The organism is Mycobacterium sp. 1165178.9 (genome assembly GCF_001673555.1).
GTDB lineage: Bacteria > Actinomycetota > Actinomycetes > Mycobacteriales > Mycobacteriaceae > Mycobacterium.
On record NZ_LZMB01000244.1, the window covers coordinates 1 to 12,930 of the forward strand.

General features: G+C 67.2%; 15 protein-coding genes. 2 read left to right on the plus strand and 13 right to left on the minus strand.

The window, feature by feature from the left end; translation table 11 throughout:
- From A5652_RS11075 to A5652_RS11120, 10 genes are all read right to left on the minus strand, one after another.
- On the minus strand, positions 1–357 hold a 357-nt coding region (locus A5652_RS11075), incomplete at its 3' end, for an alpha/beta hydrolase fold domain-containing protein (protein ID WP_156745276.1).
- Positions 354–1,865 (minus strand): NAD(P)/FAD-dependent oxidoreductase, encoded by a 1,512-nt coding sequence (locus A5652_RS11080; RefSeq protein WP_067350535.1) that lies wholly within the window; start codon positions 1,863–1,865, stop codon positions 354–356. The genes A5652_RS11080 and A5652_RS11075, both read right to left, overlap by 4 nt.
- Positions 1,847–2,575 (minus strand): SDR family NAD(P)-dependent oxidoreductase, encoded by a 729-nt coding sequence (locus A5652_RS11085; RefSeq protein ID WP_067350537.1) that lies wholly within the window; start codon positions 2,573–2,575, stop codon positions 1,847–1,849. Before A5652_RS11085 ends, A5652_RS11080 begins: the two co-directional genes overlap by 19 nt.
- Positions 2,572–2,973, minus strand: coding sequence for a nuclear transport factor 2 family protein (locus A5652_RS11090; protein ID WP_067350539.1), 402 nt, complete (start codon positions 2,971–2,973; stop codon positions 2,572–2,574). The genes A5652_RS11085 and A5652_RS11090 overlap by 4 nt, the downstream gene beginning before the upstream one ends.
- Positions 2,970–3,728 (minus strand): HpcH/HpaI aldolase/citrate lyase family protein, encoded by a 759-nt coding sequence (locus A5652_RS11095; protein WP_067350543.1) that lies wholly within the window; start codon positions 3,726–3,728, stop codon positions 2,970–2,972. Before A5652_RS11095 ends, A5652_RS11090 begins: the two co-directional genes overlap by 4 nt.
- A 7-nt stretch (positions 3,729–3,735) precedes the next feature.
- On the minus strand, positions 3,736–4,704 hold the full coding sequence (locus A5652_RS11100; protein ID WP_067350547.1) for a zinc-binding dehydrogenase: 969 nt from the start codon (positions 4,702–4,704) through the stop codon (positions 3,736–3,738).
- A 1-nt stretch (position 4,705) separates the two neighbouring features.
- Positions 4,706–5,881: a cytochrome P450 gene (locus A5652_RS11105; protein ID WP_067350569.1), complete on the minus strand. Its 1,176-nt coding sequence runs from the start codon at positions 5,879–5,881 to the stop codon at positions 4,706–4,708.
- A gap of 62 nt (positions 5,882–5,943) precedes the next feature.
- Positions 5,944–6,648, minus strand: coding sequence for an NIPSNAP family protein (locus A5652_RS11110; protein WP_067350550.1), 705 nt, complete (start codon positions 6,646–6,648; stop codon positions 5,944–5,946).
- A 3-nt stretch (positions 6,649–6,651) separates the two neighbouring features.
- Positions 6,652–7,215, minus strand: coding sequence for a hypothetical protein (locus A5652_RS11115; protein ID WP_067350572.1), 564 nt, complete (start codon positions 7,213–7,215; stop codon positions 6,652–6,654).
- A 138-nt stretch (positions 7,216–7,353) separates the two neighbouring features.
- Positions 7,354–8,523: a CaiB/BaiF CoA-transferase family protein gene (locus A5652_RS11120; RefSeq protein WP_067350553.1), complete on the minus strand. Its 1,170-nt coding sequence runs from the start codon at positions 8,521–8,523 to the stop codon at positions 7,354–7,356.
- 171 nt (positions 8,524–8,694) lie between these two features.
- Here A5652_RS11120 and A5652_RS11125 point away from each other — a divergent pair, with 171 nt between their 5' ends.
- Entirely contained in the window at positions 8,695–9,453 is a 759-nt protein-coding gene (locus A5652_RS11125; RefSeq protein ID WP_067350556.1) for an SDR family NAD(P)-dependent oxidoreductase, read from the plus strand.
- A gap of 177 nt (positions 9,454–9,630) precedes the next feature.
- Positions 9,631–10,317 carry a DUF427 domain-containing protein gene (locus tag A5652_RS11130; protein ID WP_067350559.1) on the plus strand — a complete coding sequence of 229 codons (687 nt, stop codon included), beginning with the start codon at positions 9,631–9,633 and terminating at the stop codon, positions 10,315–10,317.
- Here the strand turns inward: A5652_RS11130 and A5652_RS11135 are convergent.
- From A5652_RS11135 to A5652_RS11145, 3 genes are all read right to left on the minus strand, one after another.
- Positions 10,301–11,482, minus strand: a complete 1,182-nt coding sequence (locus A5652_RS11135) for an acyl-CoA dehydrogenase family protein (RefSeq protein WP_067350563.1) — start codon at positions 11,480–11,482, stop codon at positions 10,301–10,303. The genes A5652_RS11130 and A5652_RS11135 overlap by 17 nt on opposite strands.
- A 13-nt stretch (positions 11,483–11,495) precedes the next feature.
- Positions 11,496–12,416 carry an LLM class F420-dependent oxidoreductase gene (locus A5652_RS11140; RefSeq protein ID WP_067350566.1) on the minus strand — a complete coding sequence of 307 codons (921 nt, stop codon included), beginning with the start codon at positions 12,414–12,416 and terminating at the stop codon, positions 11,496–11,498.
- Between the two features lie 16 nt (positions 12,417–12,432).
- Positions 12,433–12,930, minus strand: a 498-nt coding sequence (locus A5652_RS11145) for an acyl-CoA thioesterase II (RefSeq protein ID WP_197513910.1), incomplete at its 5' end; no start/stop codon positions are given.

The following is a 12,930-nucleotide window of genomic DNA, read 5'->3' on the forward strand; positions in this document are numbered from 1 at the left end:
CCGATAGTCCACCGAGACCACCGTGCAGCGGCCGCGTCGCGAAAGCTCCACGCATTGACGGTGATCGGTGTCCAGGTTGCCCAGCGCGAAACCGCCGGCGTGGCAGTACACCACGCCCGGCGCCCGGCCCTGCGGCCCGCATCGATAGATGCGCACCTGGACACCGCCGGATTCCGTCGGTACACGGTCCTCGGCGATCCGGACCCCATTCGCGTCGGTCTGCGCGGCGGTCACCCGGCGGCGTTCGTTGAACGGCTCACGGATGAGTTGTATTGCGGCCAGCGAAAACTCGGTTCGTGTCGTAGCGACAGCACGTAACGCCGGATCAAGCCGATCGGCGCCGTCCAGTTCCGTCACCGCACACCCCGCTCCGCAGCGGTGACCGCCTCGACCGCAGGCGCGACCGGCGCGGTGAAGCGGAAGTCGGCCGGGGAGAACCTGCGCGTCATGCCCCAGAAGGCGCGCGCGCTGCGCGGCCACTGGGTGACCACGCGTCCGTTGGGGGCACGGAAGTAGTTGCTGCACTGGGTAGTCCAGACGGTGCCGACCATCCATCGATCGATCTTGGCGACGAAGTCGGCCAGCGCGGCGGGCCGCACCGTGACGTAGCGCTTGCCCCTGCGCCGCAGGTATTGCAGGGCCCGCACGATGTAACGCGCCTGCGCCTCGAGGATGAAGATGACGCTGTTGGACCCGACGTTGGTGTTCGGTCCGTACAGCATGAAGAAGTTGGGGAATCCAGGCACGGCCATGCCGAGGTAGGCATGGGCCCCATCCCGCCACACCTCCCGCAGGGTGACGCCGGCTTCACCGATCACGTGCAGCTCCGCGAGGTAGTCGGCGGCGGCGTATCCGGTGGCGCAGACCACCAGGTCGACCTCGCGTTCGGTGCCGTCTTCGGTCACCAGGGACCGGGACCGCAGGGTCCGCGCCAAGCTGGTCACCACCTCGACGTTGGGCCGGGTCAGCGCGGGCAGGTAGTCCGAAGAGAACACCAGCCGCTTGCACCCCATCGGGTGCTGCGGTGTGAGCTTGCGGCGCAAGTCCTCGTCGTCGATCGCCTTCTCGAGCAGACCCAGGGCGACGGCCTTGAATTCCTCGGTCTTTTCGCTGCCGTGCTCGATCACTGCGATGTTGGATTCGCTGCGCTGCCACAACCGGGCGCGGTAAAGCCTCTTGGCGAACGGGAGGTGCGCGAACAACCAGCGTTCGCGCTGCGTGTAGTGCCGGTCCGGCTTGGGCAGGATCCAGGTCGGTGACCGTTGCACCGAATACACCTTGTCGGCGACCCTGGCCAGCTCGGGGATCAGCTGGGAGGCCGTCGAACCGGTACCCAGCACGGCGATCCGCTTGCCTTTCAACGGTATCGAGTGATCCCAGCGCGCCGAGTGCATCACGGTTCCGCTGAACGGCTCTTCCTCGACGAGGTCCGGAAGCAGCGGCCGGGTGAACAACCCGACCGCCGAGACAACGACGTTGAAGTGGTGTTGCTCGCCGGATGCGGTCGTCAGGCACCACAACTGAGTGCCCGGGTGCCACTGCGCCGCTCGAATTTCGGTCCGCAGCCGCAGGTGTGGCCGCAGACCGTATTTGTCGGCGCAGTGCTCGAAGTAGTCCAGGATCTCGGGCTGCGGCGACCACAGTCGCGACCAGCCGGCGTTCAGGTCGAACGAGTAGGAGTAAAGGTGCGATTTGACGTCGCACGCCAGCCCCGGATAGGTGTTGATTCGCCAGGTGCCCCCGACGCCGTCTTCCCGATCGAAGATGGTGAAGCTGTCAAAGCCGGCCCGCGACAGCATGATTCCCAGGGCTAGGCCGCCAGGGCCGGCGCCGATGATGCCGACGTTCAGTGGATCTGCAGGCATTGCCCACCGTCTATGACGAGTTCGGAGCCGGTGATGAACGATGCCTCGTCAGACACCAGGAAGGCCACGGCGTCGGCGACTTCACCGGGCTCGCCGATCCGTCCGAATGTCGACGCGGCGACCAGCCGCGCCTGGGTGGCGTCGTCGAGCATCGAGGTGGCGATCGGGCCGGGGAAGACGGCGTTGACCCGGATCCCGGCGGGGGCGAGCTCGGCCGCGACGGTCTGGGTCAGGCCGCGCAACGCCCACTTCGACGACCCGTAGGCGCTGTGCTGCGGGAAGGGCCGGATCGCGCCGGTGCTGCAGATGTTGACGATCGACGCGCTCGGCGCCTCTCGTAGCGGTTCCAGCGCTGCGCGCATTCCGAGGAATGGCCCCAGACAGTTGACCCGCCAAGCGGTTTCGAAACCTTCGGTCGTCTCTTCGCTCAGCGCCGCCCGGTGCAGCACGCCGGCGCAGTTGACCAGCGTGCTCAGCGACCCGAAGCGCCCGACCACCTCGGCGACCACCGAATCCCATTGCCCTGGCGAGGTGACGTCGAGCTCGAGGGCGATCAGGCCGTCGTCATCCGCTTCGCCGAGCGCGGTGAGCAGTTCGGTTGTCCGCAGGTCGCACCCGGCCACCGAAAAGCCTCTGTCACGCAGGCGTTTGGCGATCGACCAGCCTTGTCCGCCGGCGGCGCCGGTCACCAGTGCGACGCGTTGGTTCATGCTGGGCTCACCTCGGGGCTGTCGGCCAATCCGGCGCTGGTGACGAAGCGGCAGCGGCGACGCGCAAAGAACCACCGACCACCGATGCGGGTCAGCTCGTCGTCGTAGATCGCGGGCCGCAGCTGCAGGTCACCCGCGCGGACGAACAGCACCTGCGATCTGGCCGTTGCGCGCTTTCCTTCGACCTCGATCCGCGCGCTGCCGTTCAGGTGCAGGCCACGGGCCGCGGCGCGAAACATGCCCGCGATGCGGTCATGACCGGCAAAGGTCTTGCCGTAGACCAGGAATTCGCCGGCGGGCGCGAAGAGCCGGGCGCATTCGTCGACGTCGCCGACGTCAAGCGCCAGGGCGTAGCCCGCGAGCAGCTCACGGATCCTCGCGTGGTCGTCGTCTGTCATTGCGTGGCCTCGCGCAGGTGGTCCGCGGCGCCTCGTCGCAGCGCCTGTGACTCGGCCGCCAGGGTGATCATGCCGAATCCCAGCTGCGCCATGGCGTGACCCGTCTTGCCGTCCCCGGCGTGAATGCCGGTGACAAGGCCCGCGTCCGACGCCGCCCGATGGATGCGCACGATCGCGTCCAGCACGTCCGGATGCCGGGTGGCGCCGACGACACCTGCGCCCATCGAAATGGCCAGATCGGCTGGGCCGACGTAAATTCCGGTCAGGCCGTCGACGGCGCAGATCTCGTGGACGCCCGACAGCGCGGCCGCGGTCTCGATCATCGCGAAGACGCCGACCCGTGACTCGTGAGCGGCCGGGTCGTGCCCCAAACTGGCGCGCAGCGGACCGAAGCTGCGCACGCCCCTCGGCGGGTAACGGGTGGCGGCCACCGCCGCGGCGGCCTGGTCCGCCGACTCGATCATCGCGATGACGACGGCGTCGGCACCCGCGTCGAGCACCCGCCCGATCGGCGCCGCGTCGGCATTGGGCAGGCGCACCACCGTGGCGACGGGCATTTGCTCGATGCGGCGCAGAATGGCTGCGACGTCGGCGTCGTCGAGATAGCCGTGCTGCGCGTCGAAGCCAACGTAATCGTAACCGGCGCGGGCGAATTCCTCCGGCCCCAGCGCCGTCGGACCGGTGACCCAGCCGCCGAATATCGGCGTTTTGCGGCTCAGCGCTAGCTGCAGACGGCTCGGCGAGGCATCTGTCATGGTCGACTCACCCTGCGATGGCGATCTTGATGCGTTCGGCGACCGGCCGGCAGGCCAGGTCGAAGGCGTCCTGCACCTCGTCGACGCCGAAGGTGTGAGTGAGGTAGGCGCCCAGCAGCCAGGGGTGCTCGGCGGCGAACTTGCCGGCAAGCTCCAGCATTCGCCGGCGGTCCAGCGTCACACCGGATTTCAGAGTCAGGTTGTTGCGCAGCATGGCCCGCATGCTGATCGGGTACATTTCGTCGTCGGCGACACCGAAATAGAAAACGGTGCCGCCGGGGGCAGCGGCGGCGATGGCGTGGTTCAGGGTGGCGACCTGGTGGCCGACGGCCTCGATGACAACGTCCGCGCGATCCGCGGCCGCGAGTTGGTTCACCCACCGGTCGCTGGTGGCGCGCACCGGGGCGTCGACCCCGAAAGCCCTTGCCACGTCGCGGCGATCGATCGGGTCGACCCCGGTGACACGCCGCGCGCCCGCCGCCTTGGCGACATAGGAGAACAACAGGCCGATGGACCCTTGGCCGATGATCGCGACGTGCCGGCCGGCCAGGTCGCCGAGCTGCTCACAAGCGTAGAGGACGCAGGCCAGCGGTTGCAGCCCGACCGCCTGGGCGGGGGTCAGTGCCGGATCGTAGGGCGCCAGGCCGTCACCGTCGGTGACGATGCGTTCCATCAGGCCGTCGAACCCGGACGCCCAGCCCACCACGAGATCGCCGGGTCGGTGGGCGGGGTGCCGGCTGGCGATCACCTCGCCGGCGACCTCGTGAATGGGGAAGCCGTCTTTCTCGGGACCGCTTCGGCCGTCGTCACCCGGGATGTGCCCCTTGGCGCCACGAAAGGCCGGCAGATCGCTGCCGCAGACGCCCGCGGCCGAAAACCGCAACAGCACCTGACCGTCGGCCAGACTCCCGGGTGTCTTGTCGTCGATCGTGGTGCGCTCGAACAGATACGGGGCGACGATCCGGTAGGACCACACGTCAGACCTCCACCGGAATGTTGTTCCAGCCCCATTGGAAGCTGGACGGCAACCGGGTGGCGGCTTCAGCCTGGATCGCATAGTCGGGCACCCTGCGAAGCCATTCGGCCAGCAGCACAGCGACTTCCAGCCGCGCCAGGTGGTATCCGATGCAGAAGTGCTGGCCACGGCCGAACGCCAGCGACCGGCGGATGGGCCGGTCCCAGACGAATTCATCGGGCTCGGGGTATTCTTGCTCGTCGCGGTTGGCCGATGCGAGCAGAGTGATGACCCGCTGGCCCGGATTCAGGGTTTCGCCGTGAATCTCGAAGGGTTTGCGCACCGTTCGCGCGAACCATTGTGCGGGCGCGCAGAATCGGATCATCTCGTCGCGCGCGACGAGCACGTTGTTGTCCAGGTCGGCGCGCACGGCGGTCAGTTGCTCGGGCCGCCGGCTGAGTTCCCAGAGGCCGTGGGCGACGATTTTGGGCACCGTCTCGGTTCCCCCGATGAAGATGCACAGCATCTGGGTCGCGACTTCCATGTCGTCGAGTGCGCTGCCGTCTGGCAGGTGATAGCCCAGCAGTCCATCGACCACGTCCAGTGCTGTCCCGGACGAATCGGCGCGGCGGCGCGCAACCGCGGGCAGCAGATACTCGAAATAGTTCGGCCGCGCCTGCCCGGTGTCCACGCCCACGCCGGGCTGGGCGAGGCTGCCCGCGTTGACCGTCGCAAGCACCTGCGGCGCGAGATCGGTGGGAATGCCCAGGAGTTCGCAGACTATGGCGGCAACCACGACGCCGCCGTAGTCCTGGGTCAGGTCGAACGAGCCGCCTCCAAGCAGCGCGTCGAGGCGTTCGTTGGCCAGCGCGCGGATGCGGCCCTCCATATCGGTGACCGACCGCGGCCGGAACGGCCGGGAATGGGTGCGCCGGATCTCGCCGTAGAGGTCCGCGTCGAACATGGCGTGAAACGGAAGTGGGTGCAGCGGCGGGTCGGCGACCGGCCCGCTGTTGTGTTGCGCCAGAACCGATGCCGGCGGCAGCGTGCCTTCCGAGGCGACGAATGTGCCGTCGTTGACTTCCAGTACCGTCCAGATGTCCTCGAAGCGCGACAGTGCGAACGTGTCCCACTGTGGCATGTAGTACACCGGATGGTGGTCGCGCAGAATCTTGTAGTACGGCAACGGGTTTGCCATCACGGCCGCATCGAACGGGTCGTAGCGGAAATCGTCGGTGGTCACGGCGTTCTGTCGTCCCGTCACCGCAGCGGCGATGGCGGAAGCGCCTGCAGAATGGAATCCTCCCAGCCGTCACGCAACGCGGGTGCCACGCTCATCCACGTGACGATCTCGGCCGGCGGGCTCTCCTTCCAGGACGGGTAGTGCTCGGCGAAGCAGTCCCAGCCGCCGTCCAGCGCCCAGTAGTGGATGACTTCGTTGTAGCGGAAGGTCGTGGTGAACGATCCGAGCCAGCGCTTGCCGGTACGTTCCGACCACGGAACGTAGAGCCGCTCCAGTTCGCGGATGTAATCGTCCTGGCGTCCCGGTTTGGTCTGCATGATCTCCTGAATCACCAGCGGCGCGGTGAAATTGGCCTCATGCAATTGGGCGAGCGTCTTGTTGCTGGGCCCGGGGTACATGATGCGACCCTCCCCCGAGGCACCGATGTCAGCCAAAAAGGCCGCCCATTTACCGGACGCCGCCTCGTGGCTGCCGCCGCGAGCCTGCGCCGCACCGATCCTGGCGTAATCGGCGAAGCCGTCGATCTCCCAGATGACCGTCACCTGCGGCCAGTGCCCGTTGTACGGCGTGGATTCCCAGATCGCGAACAGCCGAGCGCCGAGTTGCTCCATCATCGGTTGATAGGTGTCAGCGAAGATTTCGGTGAAGCGGTCGCTTCGTCCCGATCCCAGGGAGATCGTCTCGTGCAAGTAGAGCAGGGTGTGTCCGAAGTATTTCTTCATGTGCTAGTCGAGCCGGATCAACTCTGAGTCGGTCCCAAAGCCCACGTCGCACAGCAGCGTCTCGGTGGCATCGACCGTCGCGTCCGGAATGCCCGCCGCCGCAAGCGCATAGCTCTTGAACATGCGGGCCGCGCCGCTGAGCAGGTGCTGCGCACGGGTCGTCGCACGGTTAACCCCCAGGGGCCATCCCTCACCCCAAAGGGCGACCTCGATCAGCCGGTTGTCCAGCGACTCGAGCACCGCGTCACGAACCCGGGCGTCGGCGGAGAACGCCTGCGCGCTGACGGCCAGGCTCGTCGAGCCCGCCCCCAGCGCGGCGAGTTCCGGCTCGATGTCCGCTGCACGGACCCCCAGGATTCGCAGCGACCGGGTGTCGCAGCCCCTCGGGAGCAGCACGGTAACTTCCCAACCGGCCATGGCCCGGTCGTAGAGCCAGCCGCCGGCCGATTGCACGACATCGCCGGCGCTGGCCGCGACGACGTCGAGCCGGTAACGCAGACCCTCGCCGTTCGCGCGGGTTGCTTTCGCAGCGCTGCTCTTGCTGATGTCGAATGTTGGAGCGACCATCGATCCATTCCTCACCACCAGTTCGCTGGCGGGTCTCAAGCGCTTGTCATGGGCTGGTGCCGCGTCACGCATCGGGCGATGCGACTCACCGGACAGCGTGACACTTCTGGCGAAATTTGTAAAGCTCTCGTCGGCCCCTCAGGAACCGCGGCGCGCCTTGAGGTCGGCCAGGACTTCCTCGGTGTGCTGCCCGAGTTCCGGTGCCGCAGAACGTGGCGCCCACGGAGTCCCATGAAAATCCGCCGGTGTGGCAACCATCGGCACGGCGGCTTCACCGGCGGGGACGTCGACGATGCCGCCCGCGGCGTGGAACTGCTCGTCAGCGACGACGTCCTCGAGGGTGTTGATCGGTGACCAGAAGAAGTCCGGTTCGCCGGCGAACACCTCCGCCCACTCGTCGAGGGGGCGCGTCGCAAAGATCTCATCCAGCGCGGCGATCAGCACGGTCGAGTTGACGGCGCGGGCACGGGCATCGGCGAACCGGGGATCGTCGCGCCACTCGGGCCGGCCCACCGCACGGCACAGCGCCGGCCAATGCCGCTCGGGCTCTAGGCCGACGATCCAGAACCGTCGGCCGTCGGCGGCGGCGTAGTTGTTCATGCACGGGTTGCCCATCGTTTCGCGCTGCCCGATCGCGATCGGCTGGCCGCTCATCAGATAGGTGTTGAGGTCGAAGCTCACGGTGTAGGCGCCCTGCCGGTAGAGCGAGGTGGTCACCAGCTGACCCGTCCCGGTCCGTTCGCGCGCGAGCAGTGCCGCGCACACGGCCGCGGCCATCGTCATCCCGGCGGAGTGGTCGCCCATGCCGCCGCGCTGAAACGGGGGCGTGTCGCCTGGGCGGGTGAGCAGGTGGGCCACCCCGGCCCGGGACCAGAAGGCGGCGACGTCGAAGGCGGCGCGGTCGGCGTCGGGCCCGTCCTCGCCGTACCCGGTGATCAGGCCGTAGACCAGGCGTGGGTTGGCCGCCGACACCGCCTCGAAGTCCAGGCCGAGGCGCCGTAGCGCGCCGGGTCGCACGTTGGTCAGGAAAACGTCTGCGTCGGCGAGCAATTCGAACGCGGTGTCGCGGCCGTCCGCGGTCCCGAGGTCTAGCACGACACTGCGCTTGGATCGGTTGTCCATCTCGAACGGCGGGTTCAGGCCCAGATCGCAGCCCAGCATCCGGCCGAACAAGCGCCCCGGATCACCTGTCGGCGGCTCGATCTTGATCACGTCGGCGCCCCAGTCCGCCAGGATGCCGCCGGCGGCCGGCCCGGCCACCCAGACCCCGAGTTCGACGACTTTGACGCCTGCTACCGGTCCCGCCATGGGTAAGTTCCTATCCCACGCCTTGGCGTCGGCGCGACTATTCCGATTACTTCGACGAGTTGTGAGCTGCCTCGCGATGATTCTCCGCCGCCCCGCGTATCGGATTACATGCGGGCATCGTGCGACGGCTGACCGCGGCAAGCCCACCACAGGTGCGGCCTGCAATACGACATCAATAGCAAGGAGATCGTCATCGTGGTCACCATCTCGGGCAGTGCGGTCCTGATTACCGGTGGCAATCGTGGGATCGGAAGTGCACTCGTCGGGGAAGCCCTACTCAGAGGTGCCGGACGCGTGTACGTCGGTACCCGAAAGCCCTTGACCGACAACAGTCATCCTCGCGTGACGGCCCTACGCCTGGACATCACCGACGCCACTCAGATTGACCAGGCCGTGCAGAGCGTGGACTCTCTCGATCTGTTGATCAACAACGCGGGGCTGGCGGTCTACGACGACCTGAGCAATCCCGCCGCGCTCGAGCAGCACCTTTCGGTGAATCTTTTCGGTACCCACGCAGTGATTCGAGCCTTCCTGCCGCTCTTGGCTCAGTCCAAGGGCTCGATCGTCAACAATCTGTCGGTGAATGCGTTGGCGCCGTTGTCGCTGATTCCGGCGTACTCCGTCTCCAAGGCTGCCGCGTTCTCCCTGACGCAATCGCTGCGCGCCATCTTGGCGGCCCAAGGCGTGCGAGTGCACGCGGTGCTTACGGGTCCCGTGGACACCGACATGACCAGGGGGCTCGACATCCCGAAGGCATCTCCGCAATCGGTGGCGAAAGGCATCTTCGATGGTGTCGAAAACGGCGATGACGAAATCTTTCCCGACCCAATGTCGCGGTCGTTGACCGAGCGCTGGCACGACGGCGCCGCGAAGCTGCTCGAGCGCCAGTACGCGGCGCTGCTTGCACCGGCAGAGTCCGCCACGTCTTGAGACGGTTCCGCCCGCCTGTCGTTCGTCGACGCCGACACCGGCCGGCCCGTGGGGGTGCGCGTGACCACCGACACCGGCACACCCGGAAAGAGGTCGGCAGGCATCCGGATCCAACGCGCCGCCGCCTCCCGCCGACGCGCATGATTGGGTAATCGGGGCGAGCACCGGGAGGGATGCATGACTCTGGTGGCCGGGCGTGGTCCGCTCAGCAGCGATCCCGCGGGGCGCTTCTCACCCGCGATACCCGACGGCGTCGTTTACGTCGAACCGCATCCCCGGCGCGTGCAGGCCGTCAAGGACGGCCGGCTGGTGATCGACACCGAGCGAGCGCTCATGGTGCACCGGCGCGGCCGGCCCCTGAGCTACGCCTTCGCGGCCGACGAGGTGGGCGACTTGCCCAGCGAGCCGGAACCCGAGGCGCCCGGTTTCGTCCAGGTGCCCTGGGACGCGGTCGACACCTGGCTGGAAGAGGGGCGCAAACTCGTGCACTACCCGCCCAATCCCTATCACCGCGTCGACTGCCGTCCGACGCAGCGCCGCCTGCGCGTCCAAGTCGACGGGACCACGCTGGTGGACACCGACGACACCGTCATCGTCTTCGAGACCGCGCTCGCCCCGCGGCTCTACGTCGACCCGGCACATGTGCGCACCGATCTGCTGCGGCGCTCCGAGACGTCGAGCTACTGCAATTACAAAGGCATTGCGTCGTATTGGTCGTTCGCCTCCGGCGAGCGGGTCGTCGAGGACGTGGCCTGGAGCTATGCCGGCCCGCCGCCGGAAAGCCTGCCCATCAAGGGATTCCTCAGCTTCGATGACACCCGTGTCGAGATGATGGCCGAACTGCCGGTCAGCGGCCGTAGCTAGGACGCCCGAGGCCCAGCTCGTGCTGGGCGATCATGTTGCGGAACACCTCCATCGTGCCGCCGTATATGCCGGCAGGCACGCCGTGCCTGAAGATGAACTCGATGGCACCCTCGTCCGCGGAACCCGTTGTGTCGGTGGGCAATGTCGATGCCGTACCCAGCAGGTCCATCAGCTCCTGGGAGACCTCACGCATCGTCTGTATGAGCGCTACGCGCCCATACATTCCAGGGGTCGACATGGCCGCTTCGATGCGGGCCATGCTGCGCCCGAGCCGGTATTTCGTCGCATCGTCGTCGATCGGACGCCGACCGGCCGCATCGGGCTTCGACAGCACGGCCGCGACTCCATCGGCCGCCTCGGCCATCAGGTGACCGTGCTCTGACAGCATCGAAATGTTCTGCAGGCCATGATCTTCGGCGTCGGTGATGCCATGTTCCGCGTCGAGGGCAAACCGCATCACCGTCCAGCCGCCGTTGACCTCACCGATCCGATAGAGATCATCGACCCGCACGTCGCTGTAATACACGATGTTGGTGCGGTCACCGTCGAGCGTGCGAATGCCCTGGATCTCGATACCCGGCGAATCCAGCGGCACCAGAAACATGGTCAGGTTCTTGTGTTTGCGCCCCTGCGGATCGGTGTTGGTGAGCAGGAAGACGTACTGGGCGTTCTGCGCGTTCGAGGTGAACATTTTGGAGCCGTTGATGATCCAGCTCGATCCATCGGCGTCGCGCACCGCTCGGGTCTTGCAGGTGGCGACGTCGGAGCCGCCCTCGGGCTCGGTGTAGCCCAGGCACAGCCGGATATCCCCGGACAGCACGCCAGGAAGTATCGAGTCGGCGAGTTCGGCTGCCCCGAATTGCTTCACCAACCGCGCGACGACCGCCGTGGTGCCCCAGTGGAACCACGGCGTGTGAGCGCGCCCGATCTCGAGGTGGAAGATCCGTCGGCGCACCGGATTGAATCCCCCTTCGGACTCCACCTGGTAATCCGACGTCAGGTAACCCTCTTTACCCAGCGCCAAATGCACTGGTTCACTGAAGTTTTCACCAGTCTCTCGATCACGCCGCAGCACTTCGTCGGTGACGTGTTCGGCGATGAATGCCCGGGTCCGGTCGAAGAAGTCCTGATCCTCGGGCGAGAGCACTACACGGGAGAAGTCCATTTGGCGCCCTTGATCACGCCGCGTCGACGACCAGGCTGCGGAACCGGTCGAGCGTCTCGAGTGCGTGCGTCATGCTGTCGCCGGGCAGGTGGATGCTGACCCAGGTCACGCCCAGTTTGGCCAGCTTGTCCAGGCCCTCCAGGTAGGCGTCGGCGTTGAAGTCGTCACTCGCCGGGCTGCCGCCCTCGAAGTTGGTGAAGGTGATGTCGATCGCCGACCAATCCCGCCCCGCCGCATCGCATCTGCGCCGCAGATCGTCGATGCCGTCGGCCAGCTTCTGCGCGGAGTCGATGACGGCCGTGCCGGCCGTCTGGGCCAGCTGCGGCGGCGCGGGGAACGGGCACCACCCGTCGCCGTACTGGGCCACTCGCTGCCGCGAAGACGACGTATTGCCGCCGATCCAGATCGGCGGATGCGGATCGCTGACCGGCCGGGGATGCGCAGTGATGCCGCGCGCGCTGAAGTGCTTGCCCTCGAATGAGATATCGTCGCCGGTCCAGATGGCCCGGATCACCTGAAGGGATTCCTCGAACAACTCGGCGCGTTCGTCGTAGCTGACTCCCAGCGCCGCGAACTCGCGCTTGAGGTAGCCCACGCCCACCGCGAGCGTGAAGCGTCCCCCGGAGAGCAGGTCCAGGGTGGCACCGGACTTGGCCACCACGAACGGGTTTCGGTACGGCAGGACCACGATGTTGGGAATCAACCGCAGCGTGGATGTCGTCGCGGCCGCGAAACCCAAGGCGACAAAGGGATCCAGCGCGTCGTGTCCGCCGGCCTCCAGCCACCGCTGTGACGGCGCCGGATGATCGGTGAAGCCGAAACCGTGGATCCCGGCCGCCTCGGAGGCTGCGGCAACCTTGCCGATGCCGTCCCCACTCACCAGTTCCGGGTTGTACGGATGACTGTGCATCGGGTGGGTGATGGTGAACCGCATCGCTGCCTCCGGCGCTTTAGAACCGCGCGCGCGAGTCGATCGTCGTGTCGGTGGTGCGCAGCGGACGGATCAGCGCCTCCTGGGCGAATGAGGCCAGCAGCTCACCCTCCTCCGCGTGCACGGTCCCGCGCACGTACGACATCCCCGCTCCCACCTGGGTGCTCTCGTGCGTGTAAAGCAGCCACCCGCTCCAGCTCACCGGTTCGTGGAAGGCGACCGAGATGCTCATCGGTGCGGTGGACACGGTCAGGTGCGCCTGGGCGGTGCCGATGCCCTCATGGGCGCGCATGGTGGTCGAAATCCCCAGATGCCCGGTGAAGTACGCGAGCAGCGCCTTGGCCAGGTCGTCGCGGGCCGGGATCGGGTCGTAGTGCAGCCAGGCGTAGAGCTCCGGCGGGCCGACCTCCTCGGGACTGTTGACGTCGAGGACGTCGACGAGGCGAAGCTCGCGACCCACCATCGGCATCGGTGAGGGATGCGCGTCGGCCGGGGCTGCGACGTCCGGCCGCGGCAG